12 protein-coding genes are annotated in these 14308 nt (G+C 62.6%); 4 read left to right on the top strand and 8 right to left on the bottom strand.

Translation table 11 applies throughout. The features are described 5' to 3' along the window. The first annotated feature begins 151 nt into the window (after positions 1–151). Positions 152–760 carry a transcriptional repressor LexA gene (lexA, locus tag N5D48_RS03575; RefSeq protein WP_279881106.1) on the top strand — a complete coding sequence of 203 codons (609 nt, stop codon included), beginning with the start codon at positions 152–154 and terminating at the stop codon, positions 758–760. Between the two features lie 14 nt (positions 761–774). Continuing rightward, entirely contained in the window at positions 775–1251 is a 477-nt protein-coding gene (gene sulA, locus N5D48_RS03570) for an SOS-induced cell division inhibitor SulA (protein ID WP_279881103.1), read from the top strand. A gap of 51 nt (positions 1252–1302) precedes the next feature. Here sulA and N5D48_RS03565 read toward each other — a convergent pair whose 3' ends face one another. The 7 genes from N5D48_RS03565 to N5D48_RS03535 form a co-directional block, all read right to left on the bottom strand. Continuing rightward, positions 1303–1536, bottom strand: a complete 234-nt coding sequence (locus N5D48_RS03565) for a hypothetical protein (protein WP_279881101.1) — start codon at positions 1534–1536, stop codon at positions 1303–1305. Between the two features lie 51 nt (positions 1537–1587). Further along, positions 1588–2103, bottom strand: coding sequence for a DUF6586 family protein (locus tag N5D48_RS03560; protein ID WP_279881098.1), 516 nt, complete (start codon positions 2101–2103; stop codon positions 1588–1590). 157 nt (positions 2104–2260) lie between these two features. Then, entirely contained in the window at positions 2261–4870 is a 2610-nt protein-coding gene (gene topA / locus N5D48_RS03555) for a type I DNA topoisomerase (RefSeq protein WP_279881096.1), read from the bottom strand. Positions 4871–4970: 100 nt separating this feature from the next. After that, a complete protein-coding gene (locus N5D48_RS03550) occupies positions 4971–5222 on the bottom strand; it encodes a DUF1653 domain-containing protein (RefSeq protein WP_279881094.1) in 252 nt (83 codons plus the stop codon). A 78-nt stretch (positions 5223–5300) separates the two neighbouring features. Continuing rightward, a complete protein-coding gene (gene fadA, locus N5D48_RS03545; protein ID WP_279881091.1) occupies positions 5301–6476 on the bottom strand; it encodes an acetyl-CoA C-acyltransferase FadA in 1176 nt (391 codons plus the stop codon). Between the two features lie 31 nt (positions 6477–6507). Next, positions 6508–8655, bottom strand: coding sequence for a fatty acid oxidation complex subunit alpha FadB (fadB, locus tag N5D48_RS03540; protein ID WP_279881088.1), 2148 nt, complete (start codon positions 8653–8655; stop codon positions 6508–6510). A gap of 474 nt (positions 8656–9129) precedes the next feature. Next, positions 9130–9567, bottom strand: coding sequence for a hypothetical protein (locus N5D48_RS03535; RefSeq protein WP_279881086.1), 438 nt, complete (start codon positions 9565–9567; stop codon positions 9130–9132). Positions 9568–9677: 110 nt separating this feature from the next. On the opposite strand from N5D48_RS03535, the gene N5D48_RS03530 reads away from it, so the two are divergent. Then, on the top strand, positions 9678–10118 hold the full coding sequence (locus tag N5D48_RS03530; RefSeq protein WP_279881084.1) for a universal stress protein: 441 nt from the start codon (positions 9678–9680) through the stop codon (positions 10116–10118). A gap of 116 nt (positions 10119–10234) precedes the next feature. On the opposite strand, the gene N5D48_RS03525 is transcribed toward N5D48_RS03530, so the two are convergent. After that, positions 10235–12166, bottom strand: a complete 1932-nt coding sequence (locus N5D48_RS03525; RefSeq protein ID WP_279881082.1) for an ATP-binding cassette domain-containing protein — start codon at positions 12164–12166, stop codon at positions 10235–10237. Between the two features lie 207 nt (positions 12167–12373). On the opposite strand from N5D48_RS03525, the gene N5D48_RS03520 reads away from it, so the two are divergent. Further along, positions 12374–14302: a transglycosylase SLT domain-containing protein gene (locus N5D48_RS03520; RefSeq protein ID WP_279881079.1), complete on the top strand. Its 1929-nt coding sequence runs from the start codon at positions 12374–12376 to the stop codon at positions 14300–14302. Positions 14303–14308: the final 6 nt, after the last annotated feature.

Raw genomic sequence — 14308 nt, 5'->3', positions numbered from 1 at the left:
ACCGGTCGGTCGCCATTTAAAAGCGCCAAGCTGCAAGCTGCAAGCGACAAGAGGTGCCCGGCGCTCGCTATTTCTTGCAGCTTGCAGCTTGCGGCTGGCCTCTTACTGTATATAATCCCAGTCACTGTATAAAAAGACAGAGCCCTCGCCCATGCTGAAACTGACGCCACGCCAAGCCGAGATTCTGGCTTTCATCAAACGCTGCCTCGAAGACAACGGCTTCCCACCGACCCGTGCCGAGATCGCGCAGGAACTGGGCTTCAAATCGCCCAATGCCGCCGAGGAGCACCTCAAGGCCCTGGCCCGCAAGGGCGCCATCGAGATGACCCCCGGCGCATCCCGCGGCATCCGTATCCCTGGCCTCGAGCCGAAGAACGACGACAACGGCCTGCCGATCATCGGTCGCGTGGCCGCCGGTGCGCCGATCCTCGCCGAGCAGCACATCGAAGAATCCTGCAACATCAACCCGGCCTTCTTCCATCCCCGCGCCGACTACCTGCTGCGCGTGCACGGCATGAGCATGAAGGACATCGGCATCTTCGACGGCGACCTGCTCGCCGTGCACACCACCCGCGAAGCCCGCAACGGCCAGGTCGTGGTGGCCCGCATCGGTGACGAAGTGACGGTCAAGCGCTTCAAGCGCGAAGGCAACAAGGTCTGGCTGATCGCCGAAAATCCCGAATTCGCCCCTATCGAAGTCGACCTGCAAGCACAGGAACTGGTGATCGAGGGCTTGAGCGTCGGCGTCCTTCGCCGCTGAAACCAGGAGGCGTCATGCAGCCGATCACCCATGCACCCCAGCAAACCCAGCTGCCGCTGTTCGAGGCTTTCCTCGCCCAGCCGGTACTACCGGGCCTCAAGCCCAGCGAAGCGCCGCGCAAAGGCAGCCAGCCCGAGCTGTTCAGCGAGCTGGCCCTGCGCGGCGCGCCCGGGCATTGCCAGAGCCTGCTGGCGCCTGTGCTGCGTGAACTCAGCGAAGAGGACGACAACCGCTGGCTGACACTGATCGCCCCGCCTGGCAGCCTGACCCAGACCTGGCTGCGTGATGCCGGCCTCAACCGTGAACGCATCCTGCTGTTGCAACCCGGCGGCAACCAGACCGCCCTGCAGCTGGCCTGCGAAGCCCTGCGCCTCGGTCGCAGCCACACCGTGGTCAGCTGGCTCGGCACCATCAACAGCAGTGCTCGCCAACAACTGCAACGCGCCGCCGCCATTGGAAACGCACAAAGCCTGAACATCCGCCTCGGCTGATGTTCAGGCTTTGCCTGTCAAACGCTTGAAACCTTGAAGCCTCAAGGTGACTCAGTGAAGGACGCGCGGCCCCTCGTCGCGCTCCAGGTCGCCCTCGACAAGGCGACCGGCCATTTGCACGCCAACACTCAGCATGGCCTTGGCCACTTCCACATGCTGTCCTTGCAGGAATGCCTTGGCGTCCTCGGAGAAGTCCAAGGTTACCAGGGAGCCTTCATCTTCGGCGCGGCGCAGCTCGATCCGGCCATCAGGCAACTCGACGATTTCTAGAAAGGACGTTGACATAAAGGGCCTGCTTTTCACGAAAGGCCAGTAGTGTACCAGCCATGAACGCCATCAGCACTCACTCAACGCGTCGCGGAATCGTCTCACCAGGTCTTTCAGGCTCCCTCGCCAGGCCTCAAGCTCCTCCCTGGAAAGCTCGACCGGCTCTGGCTCGTCCAGATTGACGGCCTGGATCAACGGCTGGGTAACGTCGCCTTTCACGATTTTCTTCGCGACCGGCGGTCTGAACAAATCGGCATAAGCCGCCAGCAATTGTGCCAGCCAGGTTTGCCGATGGCGGACCAGCTCGAGCATTTCGGCCACCTCGGGGATGGCGATGCGATCGAGCGCATCATCGGACAGCGCCTGCTCGACCGTGGCCACCACCGGCAAGCGGTAGAAACCAGCGATCTCATGGCAAAGGCCAAGCAGCGCGCCATACAGGTGAAACAGCGCCGACTCGCGCTCGGCCTGGATCAGTCCCTGGGCGTTCATCGCCTGGCTGTCGGCAGCCTTGGCCATGGACTCCAGGGCAAGCCCGGCGAAGAACAGTTTCTGGTTGGTGCGAGTGTAGAGTTCCTGGGCCATTTTCCATGACCTCCCATGGGCAACAAGGCGATATCGCAGTGTCGGGGATTGTCCGGCGTTACCGCAAGCACAAACGATCGCGGGGCAAGCCCGCTCCCACGGGTGTTATTCAACCTCGTGGGAGCGGGCTTGCCCCGCGATGAGCCTGAGACTCGGATCAGCGCTTGTCTTCGACCTTCCACGCCTTGCCGTCGTAGAACGCCTTCCAGCCGGTCGGCTTGCCGTCGACCTCGGACTGCACGTACTGCTCCTTGGTCTTGCGGCTGTAGCGGATCACCGCCGGACGACCGTCCGGGTCCTTCTGCGGTGCGTCGCAGAGGAAGTGGTACTTCGGATCGATCTCATGCTTGTGCGGGATGATTTCCAGCACCAGCGGCGCGCGCGTCTCGCGGTTTTTCGGGAACTGGCTGGCCGCCAGGAACAGACCCGAGGCACCATCGCGCAGCACGTAGGTGTCATCGACCTTCTCGCACTTGAGCTCCGGCATGTCCACCTTGTCCATCTTCGGCGGCGCCGCCTCGCCGCTCTTGAGCAGCTTGCGGGTGTTCTTGCACGCCGGGTTGGTGCAACCGAAGAACTTGCCGAAACGGCCAGTCTTGAGCTGCATCTCGCTGCCGCACTTGTCGCATTCCAGGCTCGGGCCTTCGTACCCTTTGATACGGTAGCTACCCTCTTCGATCTCGTAGCCCGCGCAGTCCGGGTTATTACCGCAGATATGCAGCTTGCGCTTCTCGTCGAGCAGGTAGGCGTCCATCGCCGTCGAGCAGATCGGACAACGGTGCTTGCCACGCAGCACCAGCGACTCGGACTCACCCTCGTCGTCGGCCGCGATCTCATCACCCGGCACCAGGTTGACGGTTGCCTTGCAACGCTCTTTCGGCGGCAGGCTGTAACCCGAGCAACCAAGGAACACACCGGTGGAGGCGGTGCGGATCATCATCGGGCGACCGCATTCCTTGCATGGAATGTTGGTCAGGGTCGGCTGATTGGCACGCATGCCGTGTTCAGTGGACTCGGCGGTCAGCAGCTTCTTGCTGAAATCGCCATAGAACTCGTCGAGCACGTTCTTCCAGTCACGCTCACCTTGCGCGACGTCGTCGAGGTTCTCTTCCATGCCGGCGGTGAAGCCGTAGTCCATCAGGTTGGCGAAACTCTCCGACAGCCGCTCGGTGACGATGTCGCCCATCTTCTCGGAATAGAACCGACGGTTGTGCAGGGTGACGTAGCCACGGTCCTGAATGGTGGAAATGATCGCCGCATAGGTCGATGGACGGCCGATACCGCGCTTTTCCATCTCCTTGACCAGGCTGGCTTCGGTGAAGCGCGCCGGCGGCTTGGTGAAGTGCTGGCTAGGATCGAGCTGGATCAGCTTGAGCACCTCGCCCTGGGCCATTTCCGGCAGCACGTCATCCTCGCCAGGCTTGCTCTGCTGCGGCAGGACACGGGTGTAACCGTCGAACTTGAGAATACGGCCCTTGGCGCGCAGCTCGAAGTCGCCGGCCACCACGGTGACACTGGTGGAGAGGTACTGCGCGGGCGGCATCTGGCAGGCCAGGAACTGGCGCCAGATCAGCTCGTACAGGCGCTCGGCATCACGCTCCATGCCGCTGAGCTTGCTCGGGTGGGTGCTCACGTCCGATGGACGGATCGCTTCGTGCGCCTCCTGGGCACCTTCCTTGCTGCCGTAGACGATCGGCGCGGCGGGCAGGTACTGCTTGCCGAATTCGTTCTCGATGTAGTTGCGCGCCATCTCGACCGCGTCGGTCGACAGGTTGGTCGAGTCGGTACGCATGTAGGTGATGTAACCGGCTTCGTACAGACGCTGGGCCATCATCATGGTCTTCTTCACCCCGAAGCCCAGGCGGTTGCTCGCGGCCTGCTGCAGGGTGGAGGTAATGAACGGTGCCGAAGGCTTGCTGCTGGTCGGTCGGTCCTCGCGCTTGCTTACGCTGTAGCTGGAGGACTTGAGCTTCTCCAGCGCGGCCATGGCCTGCGCTTCATTGAGCGGCTTGAACGCCTCGCCTTTCTCGCGGGCCACCTCGAAACGCACCTTGGCGTTCTTGGCGGTGCCCAGGTCGGCGTGCACCTCCCAGTATTCCTCCGGGTTGAACGCACGGATCTCGCGCTCACGCTCGACCACCAGCTTCACCGCCACCGACTGCACACGGCCAGCGGACAGGCCACGGGCGATCTTGGCCCACAGCAGCGGAGAAACCATGTAGCCGACCACACGGTCGAGGAAACGACGCGCCTGCTGGGCGTTGACCCGATCGATATCGAGCTCGCCCGGCTGGGAGAAGGCTTCCTGGATGGCTTTCTTGGTGATTTCGTTGAACACCACGCGCTTGTAGCGGCTGTCGTCGCCACCGATGGCTTCGCGCAGGTGCCAGGCGATGGCCTCCCCTTCGCGGTCCAAGTCGGTTGCGAGATAGATGGTGTCGGCATCCTTGGCCAGGCGGCGCAGTTCTTCGATCACCTTCTCCTTGCCGGGAAGGATTTCGTACTTGGCCTTCCAGCCCGCCTCGGGGTCGACGCCCATGCGCGCAACCAGGGTACGGCGTGCCTTCTCCTTCGGCGACAAGGCCGGAGCCTCGCCCGCGGTCTTGCCACGCTTGGCCGCCGGTTCCTTGCTCGCACTGGCGGAACCGCTGGTGGGAAGGTCACGGATGTGGCCGATACTCGACTTCACCACGTACTGGCTGCCCAGGTACTTGTTGATGGTCTTGGCCTTGGCCGGGGATTCCACAATGACCAGCGATTTGCCCATGGATCGGAGTATTCCTGAATCTGAAGATGAAAAACGCGTCAGGTGCCAGACGCGGCACCGCTATATATAGTGGCGAAAGTGCGAGGTCAAGCGCGGTCGATCACTCTTGTGCCTTGCCACGCAGCTCGGGCAAGCCCTCTTCGGCCCTGACCAAAGCAAAGCGTGGCACTTGCTCGCCGTCAACCTCGACGGACTCCTGGAACATGCAAAGCGGTCTCACCCAGAAGCTGTAATCACCATACAGGCACTGATAGAACACCATCCACTCCTCGCTCTCGGAATGGCGTGCCACGCTGAACACGCGGTACTCAGGGCCCTTGTAATGCCGGTACACACCAGGTTGTATCTGCATGTCGCTCGCCCTCTTGAACAAATCCTGTAAAAAACAAAAGCCGGGGCACATGGCCCCGGCTGCTGTCATGCGACGCGATCAGACGCGTTCGAAGACAGTGGTGATGCCTTGACCCAGGCCGACGCACATGGTCGCCACGCCCAGGGTGCCGCCATTTTGCTTCATGACGTTGAGCAGGGTGCCGGAAATCCGCGCCCCCGAGCAACCGAACGGGTGACCCAGTGCGATGGCGCCGCCGTGCAGGTTAACCTTCTCATCCATCTTGTCGAGCACTTTCAGATCCTTCAGCACCGGCAGGGCCTGTGCGGCGAAGGCCTCGTTGAGCTCGAAGAAGTCGATATCGGCGATGGTCAGGCCTGCTCGCTTGAGGGCTTTCTGCGTCGCCGGGACCGGACCATAGCCCATGATCGCCGGATCGACACCCGCCACGGCCATGGAACGAATCACGGCCAACGGCTGGATGCCCAGGTCCATGGCGCGCTGGCCGGACATGACGATCATGCACGAGGCGCCGTCGGTGATCTGCGACGAGGTGCCGGCAGTCACGGTACCGCCTTTGGGGTTGAACGCCGGTTTCAGCGACGCCAGGCCTTCGAGGGTGGTTTCCGGGCGAATGGTCTCGTCGTAGTCGAAGACCTTCAGGAAGCCGTTCTCGTCGTAGCCCTGGATCGGGATGATCTCATCCTTGAACTTGCCTTCGACCGTCGCCTTGTGGGCGAGCTGGTGCGAACGCAGGCCGAACAGGTCCTGTTGCTCACGGGTGATGCCGTGCATCTTGCCGAGCATCTCGGCGGTGAGGCCCATCATCCCGGAAGCCTTGGCGGCGTACAAGGACAGGTGCGGGTTGGGGTCGACGCCGTGCATCATGCTGACGTGGCCCATGTGCTCCACGCCACCGACCACGAACACATCACCGTTGCCGGTCATGATCGCCTGGGCGGCGGTGTGCAGCGCGCTCATCGACGAACCGCACAGCCGGCTGACGGTCTGCGCCGCGGCGGTGTGCGGAATCTGGGTCATCAGCGAGGCCATGCGCGCGACGTTCCAACCCTGCTCCAGGGTCTGGTTGACGCAGCCCCAGATCACGTCCTCGACTTCTTTCGGGTCGATCTTGTCGTTGCGCTCCAGCAGCTTGCTGATCAGGTGCGCAGACAGGTCCTCGGCACGGGTATTGCGGTGCATGCCACCTTTGGAACGGCCCATCGGCGTGCGACCGAAGTCGACAATCACCACGTCTCTTGGATTCAGGCTCATATCAATATTCTCGCTCTAGCTCGTTGGGCGCTCAGTTGAAGAAGCGCTGGCCGTTCTTGGCCATTTCGCGCAGCTTCGCAGTGGGGTGATACAGCGGCCCCAGGTCGGCGTACTTGTCGGCCAGTGCGACGAACTCGGCGACCCCGATCGAATCGATGTAGCGCAGCGCGCCACCACGGAAGGGAGGGAAACCGATGCCGTAGACCAGGCCCATGTCGGCTTCGGCGGCGGTCTCGACGATACCGTCTTCCAGGCAACGCACGGTCTCCAGGCACAGCGGCACCATCATCCAGTTGATGATGTCCTCGTCGCTGACCTCACGCTGTTCGAAGACGATCGGCTTGAGCACGTCGAGCACGGTGGCATCGAAGACTTTCTTCGGCTTGCCGCGCTTGTCGGTCTCGTAGGCGTAGAAGCCCTTGCCGTTCTTCTGGCCCAGGCGATTGGCCTCGTAGAGGGCGTCGACGGCGGAGCGGCGATCATCCTTCATGCGGTCCGGGAAGCCCTCGGCCATTACATCGCGGCCGTGGTGGCCGGTGTCGATGCCGACCACGTCCATCAGGTAGGCCGGGCCCATCGGCCAGCCGAACTTCTCCATCACCTTGTCGATGCGCACGAAGTCGACGCCGGCGCTGACCAGCTTGGCGAAGCCGCCGAAGTACGGGAACAGAACACGGTTGACCAGGAAGCCCGGGCAGTCGTTGACCACGATCGGGTTCTTGCCCATCTTCTTGGCGTAGGCGACGGTAGTCGCGACCGCGACTTCGCTGGACTTCTCGCCGCGGATGACTTCGACCAGCGGCATCATGTGCACCGGGTTGAAGAAGTGCATGCCGACGAAGTTTTCCGGACGCTTGAGCGCCTTGGCCAGCAGGTTGATGGAAATGGTCGAGGTGTTGGAGGCCAGGATGGCATCTTCCTTCACCTGGCCTTCCACTTCGGCCAGCACCGCCTGCTTGACCTTCGGGTTCTCGACCACGGCCTCGACGACGATGTCGACGTTGGCGAAATCGCCGTAGGAGAGGGTCGGACGAATGGCATTAAGCGCCTCGGCCATCTTCGCCGGGGTCAGGCGACCCTTCTCGACGCGCTTGCCGAGCAGCTTGGAGGCTTCGTTCAGGCCCAGCTGGATGGCTTCCTCGCGGATATCCTTCATCAGGATCGGGGTGCCCTTGACCGCCGACTGGTAGGCGATGCCACCCCCCATGATGCCAGCGCCGAGCACGGCGGCCTGTTTCACCTCGTGGGCGATTTCATCGTGAGCCTTGGCCTTGCGCTTGAGCTCCTGGTCGTTCAGGAACAAGCCGATCAGGCTTTCGGCGACCGAAGTCTTGGCCAGCTTGGCGAAGCCTGCGGCTTCGACTTCCAGGGCCTTGTCACGGCCGAAGTTGGCGGCTTTCTGGATGGTCTTGATGGCTTCGACTGGCGCGGGGTAGTTCGGTCCGGCCTGGCCGGCGACGAAGCCCTTGGCGGTCTCGAAGGCCATCATCTGCTCGATGGCGTTGAGCTTGAGCTTTTCCAGCTTGGGCTGGCGCTTGGCCTTGTAATCCAGTTCGCCGCTGATGGCGCGCTTGATCAGGTCCAGGGCACCGGCCTGCAGCAGATCCGGCGCGACCACCGCATCGACGGCGCCCACTTTCAGGGCGTCTTCGGCACGGTTTTCCTTGCCGGAGGCGATCCACTCGATGGCGTTGTCCGAACCGATCAGACGCGGCAGGCGTACGGTACCGCCGAAGCCTGGGTAGATCCCCAGTTTCACTTCGGGCAGGCCGATCTTGGCAGCGCTGGACATGACCCGGTAGTCGGCGGCCAGGCACATCTCCAGGCCACCGCCCAGGGCGATGCCGTTGATGGCGACGACCGTCGGCACCTGCAGGTCTTCGAAGTCGCTGAAAATGCGGTTGGCTTCCAGGTTGCCGGCGACCAGTTCGGCCTCGGGCAGCTTGAAGTTGTCGACGAATTCGGTGATGTCGGCGCCGACGATGAACACGTCCTTGCCGCTGCTGACGATCACGCCCTTGACCGAAGCGTCGGCCTTGATGGCATCCACTGCCTGACGCAGTTCGTTCAAGGTGAGGCGGTTGAACTTGTTGACGGACTCACCCTTGAGGTCGAACTTCAGTTCGACGATGCCGCTTTCAAGAGCCTTAACCGTGATGGCTTTACCTTCGTAAATCATCAACTGATCTCCACGATATGGAAGCTGAACTGTACACGCCGATCGCTGGCGGGAGAGCCGGTCTGTCGGTCCCTCGCCCCAGGCACACCCGTCGGCGCGCTAATCGGGATTCTGTAAGAGCCGTCTGACATACAAACGCTCAATTCATACGCCCGTTTGATTTGGGTATGCACACATTCTCCGAAAAGAACCGCGTTGTCAAATGCTCGCGAACGCCGTGAAAATGCGACTTTCCAGTCATATTCCAGGTGCGTGGTACGAAACATGATGACAGTGATCGCCGACCATTCATGTCAGCGATAGACCATCATCGGCCTTGAATGCTGCATTTTTCTAAACGCATCCGCGGGCGATGGCTACACTGCGTCTGAATGAAGGTGTTTCCGGCCTGCCTGGCCTTTTTCTGCATGGCAGAACGTAAAACGGCGCGTCGGAGCGTAATTGCTCCGGCGCGCCGTTTTACGTTGGCGGCGGTCAGGCCAGGGTGTCGAGGGTCTGGGCAATATCCTGCAAAACAGATTTTTCGCCGCGCTCGCTCCAGTACAGCGCGATCATGCGGCTGTCGGCCTCGACCTTGTAGACGGTTTCCGGCAGGCGCGCGAAGGCCTCGCTCAGACGCGGATCCGCACAAGGCTCACGCCATTGGTTCCACCACACGCCGGGCGTGATCTGCCAGTAGCACCAGCTGTCCTCCCGCCCCTTGCGCCGTGCCCGATGGTATTGCGGACAAGGGCTGGGCGGCTCCTTTTCCAGCCAGTGCGGCCACTGCTGTGGCGCCAGCTGCATGGCCAGCCCCATGCGCCGGCCTTCAAGGCGCAGGTTCATCTGCTCGCTCTGCTTGCGCGACTGGCGCAACCAGGCCAGCGGGCTGAGCATCACTGCAAGGATTGACACCACCAGCCATACCGTCATATCTGTAGACCTTATAAAGCGTTGCAAATGAGCGGGTTACCCAGGTTTCACGAACGCCCGCCCCGAAAGCGACCATACTTCTACTATCGCGATTGTCAGGAGTACTGCACATGTCCTATGAACATCTTCTGGTCGCCGTCGACCTGACCGAGGAATGCGACCCGGTGATCAAGCGGGCCAAGGTAATCGCCCTGGCAAGTGGCGCCAAGGTGTCCCTGGTGCATATCGTCGAACCGATGGCCATGGCCTTTGGCGGCGACGTGCCAATGGACCTCTCGCAGCTTCAGCAGCAGCAGTTCGACCAGGCCAAGGAACGCATGGAGCGCCTGTTCACCAAGTATCCGGACATCCAGAAAGGTGATTCGCACTTGGTCTATGGCCAACCTCGCCAGGAAATCCACCAGTTGGCCAAGGATCAGAAGTGCGACCTGATCGTGGTCGGCAGCCATGGTCGCCACGGCCTGGCATTACTGCTGGGCTCCACCGCCAATGACGTGCTGCATGGCGCGCCGTGCGATGTGCTGGCGGTGCGGTTGCAGAAGAAAGAATGAGTTTGCCGGTCCGGCCTCTTCGCGGGTAAACCCGCACCCACAGGTTGATCACTGCCCTTGAGGCAGCGGCAATCCTGTGGGAGCGGGGTTGACCGTGAAGAGGCCAGCCCAGGAAATCAGCCTTCCAGCTCGGCCCAGCGCTCCACCAGCACATCCAGCTCAGCCTGCAGCTTCTCCAGCTTGGCCAGCACCGCGGAGGTTTCGCCAATCGGGCGCTGGTAGAAGTTCGAGGCGTTGACCTCTTCCTGCACCTCGGCCATCTGCCGCTCCAGCGCATCGATCTGCCCCGGCAACGCCTCCAGCTCACGCTGCAGCTTGTAGCTGAGCTTCTTCTTGCTGGCATCGGCCACAGGCGCGGCGACCGGCGCAGACACCACCTCATCCACCGACTTGGCCACCACGGCACTGTTCAGTTCGGACTTGCCGCCCTTGCTTTCGGTCACGCCCAGCAGTTTCGGCGAGCCGCCCTGGCGAATCCAGTCCTCGTAACCGCCGACATACTCACGAACGCCACCCTCGCCCTCGAACACCAGCGTGCTGGTGACGACGTTGTCGAGGAAGGCCCGGTCGTGGCTGACCATCAGCACCGTGCCCTTGTAGTTGGAAAGCACTTCCTCGAGCAGCTCGAGGGTTTCCACATCCAGGTCGTTGGTCGGCTCGTCCAGCACCAGCAGGTTGGCCGGCTTGCTGAACAGCTTGGCCAGCAGCAGCCGCGCACGCTCGCCACCGGACAGCGCCTTGACCGGCGTGCGCGCACGCTGCGGACTGAACAGGAAATCGCCGAGGTAGCTGAGCACATGGCGATTCTGGCCGTCGATCTCGATGAAATCACGCCCTTCGGCGAGGTTGTCGATGACGGTCTTTTCCAGGTCCAGCTGATGGCGCATCTGGTCGAAGTAAGCCACTTCCAGCTTGGTGCCGCGCTCGACCTTGCCGGCGGTCGGTTCCAGGTCGCCCAGCATCAGCTTGAGCAGCGTGGTCTTGCCGGTACCGTTGGCGCCGAGCAGACCGATGCGATCTTCGCGCTGCAACACCATGGAAAAGTCCTTGACCAGCTTCGGCCCGCCCGGGTGGGCGAAGCTGACATTCTCCAGCACCATGACCTGCTTGCCGGACTTGTCCGCCACTTCGATCTGGATGTTGGCCTTGCCCTGGCGCTCACGACGCTCACCGCGCTCCACGCGCAGCGCCTTGAGCGCTCGCACGCGGCCTTCGTTGCGGGTACGCCGGGCCTTGATGCCCTGGCGGATCCACACTTCTTCCTGGGCCAAGCGCTTGTCGAACAGCGCGTTGGCGGTAGCCTCGGCGGCCAGTTCGGCCTCCTTGTGCACGAGGAAGCTGGCGTAGTCGCCGTTCCAGTCGATCAATCCGCCCCGGTCCAGTTCGAGAATGCGCGTGGCCAGGTTCTGCAGGAAGGAACGGTCGTGGGTGATGAACAGCACCGCGCCGTTGAAACCACTCAGAGCCTCTTCCAGCCAGGCGATGGCGCCGATATCCAGGTGGTTGGTCGGCTCGTCGAGCAGCAGCAGATCGGGCTCGGACACCAGTGCCTGGGCCAGCAGGACGCGGCGACGCCAGCCACCGGAAAGCTCGGCCAGGGTCTTGTCCGCGGGCAACTGCAGGCGGCTGAGGGTGCTCTCCACCACCTGCTGCAAACGCCAGCCGTCGCGAGCTTCCAGCTCATGCTGGACATGCATGAGCTTTTCCAGATCTTCGTCGCCCTGAATGTTCTGGCTCAAGTGATGGTACTCGGCCAGCAGCTCGCCCACGCCATCCAGGCCAGCGGCCACCACATCGAACACGCTACGCTCGTCCGCCACCGGCAGCTCCTGCGGCAGCTCGCCGATTTTCAGCCCCGGGGCGCGCCAGATATCACCGTCATCGGGCTTCTGCTCACCCTTGACCAGGCGCAGCATGCTCGACTTGCCCGTGCCGTTGCGGCCGATGATGCAGACCCGCTCGCCACGGGCGATCTGCCAGGAAACCTTGTCCAGCAACGGCATGGCGCCGAACGCAAGGGACACATCGCTGAATTTGAGCAGGGTCATGATCATCTCCAAAAACCGGGCGCGCATTCTACCCGACTTGCCCGGCCACGACATCAAAAGCACGCCGTGCCCAGCAGAGCGTCGGATAACAACTCGATACAAGCGCAGTGCTTTCACCGGCCCGCGGCAAACGGCTAAGCTAGGCAGTAATACCCAACAGTGCTGGCATTGCCGTCACTCTCTATGGTTCAACTGCCCGGACGTATCATGCGCAGCCGCCTGTTACAAATCGCCTCCTGCCTGCTGCTCACCGCCACCGCCGCGAGTGCCGCTCAGGCTGTCGACATCACCCAGCAACGCCAGTACTACGACGAAGCCAAGCGCGCCCTGGCCAAGGGCGACAAAGGCCCGTACCTGCGCTATGCCCAGGCACTGCGCGACTATCCGCTGACGCCCTACCTCGCTTATGACGAACTGACCGCCCGCCTCAAGAGCGCCAGCAACGAGGAAATCGAAGGGTTTCTAGCCGCCCACGGCGACCTGCCCCAGGCCAACTGGATGAAGCTGCGCTGGTTGCGCTGGCTGGCCGAGCGCGGCGAATGGAGCACCTTCTCCAAATACTACGACCCCAAACTCAACTTCACCGAGCTGGACTGCCTCAACGGCCAGTACCAGCTCAGCCACGGCCTGCGCGCGGAAGGCTTCGCCACCGCCGAAAAACTGTGGAACGTCGGCAAGTCGCAGCCTACGGCCTGCGACACCCTGTTCGGCATGTGGGCCGCCGAAGGCCAGCTCACCGAGGCCAAGCGCTGGCAGCGCGCGAAGCTGGCGGCCCAGGCACGCAACTATGGCCTGGCGAACAGCCTGGTGAAGACGCTGACCACTCTCGCCCCCCAGGGCAAGCTGCTGCTCGACGTGGCACAGAAACCCGAACTGCTCAACCAGCCCTCGCGCTTCACCCCGGTCAACGAAGCCATGTCCGACGTGGTCAGCCTCGGCCTACGCCGACTGGCACGCCAGAACCCCGAACAAGCCATGGCGCTGCTCGACGATTACGCCCAGCGCATGCACTTCTCCCGCGACGAGAAAGTCGCCATCGCCCGCGAGATCGGCCTGACGCTCGCCCGCCGCTACGATCCGCGCGCCCTCGACCTGATGACCCGCTACGACCCCGAGCTGCGCGACAACACCGTCAGCGAATGGCGCCTGCGCTTGTTGCTGCGCCTGGGTCGCTGGGAGGATGCCTACGAGCTGACCAAGCGCCTGCCCCAGGACCTGGCCAGCAGCAACCGCTGGAAATACTGGCAGGCTCGCAGCCTGGAGCTGGCGCAACCCAACAACCCGCAGATCCCTCTGCTGTACAAGAACGTCGCCCGCGAACGCGACTTCTATGGATTCCTCGCCGCGGACCGGGCACAGACGCCTTATCAGTTGAACAACAAGCCACTGGTGCTGAGCAAGGCGGTGATCAACAAGGTGCGCAACACGCCGGGTGTGCGTCGTGCCCTGGAGTTCCATGCGCGCGGCCAGATCGTCGAGGGTCGCCGCGAGTGGTACCACGTCAGCCGCCACTTCAATCGTGACGAGATGGTCGCCCAGGCACGCCTGGCCTACGATATGCGCTGGTACTTCCCGGCCATTCGCACCATCAGCCAGGCCCAGTACTGGGACGACCTGGACATCCGCTTCCCCATGGCCCACCGTGACACCCTGGTGCGCGAAGCCAAGGTGCGTGGCCTGCATTCGAGCTGGGTCTTCGCCATTACTCGCCAGGAGAGTGCCTTCATGGAAGATGCCCGCTCCAGTGTCGGCGCCAGCGGCCTGATGCAGCTCATGCCGGGCACCGCCAAGGAGACCGCGCGCAAGTTCAGCATCCCGCTGGCCTCGCCGGCCCAGGTATTCAACCCGGACAAGAACATCCAGCTCGGCGCCGCCTACCTGAGCCAGGTACACGGCCAGTTCAACGGCAACCGTGTGCTGGCCTCGGCGGCCTACAACGCCGGCCCGGGGCGCGTGCGCCAGTGGCTCAAGGGCGCCAAGCACCTGAGCTTCGATGTCTGGGTCGAGTCCATTCCGTTCGACGAGACGCGCCAGTACGTGCAGAACGTGCTGTCGTATTCGGTCATCTACGGGCAGAAGCTCAATTCACCGCAGCCGCTGGTGGATTGGCATGAGCGGTATTTCGACGATATGTGATCGGAC

The sequence above is a fragment of the Pseudomonas sp. GD03858 genome (assembly GCF_029840925.1).
In the GTDB taxonomy this organism is placed as follows: Bacteria; Pseudomonadota; Gammaproteobacteria; order Pseudomonadales; family Pseudomonadaceae; genus Aquipseudomonas.
This window is presented reverse-complemented; position numbering and strand designations above follow the sequence as displayed.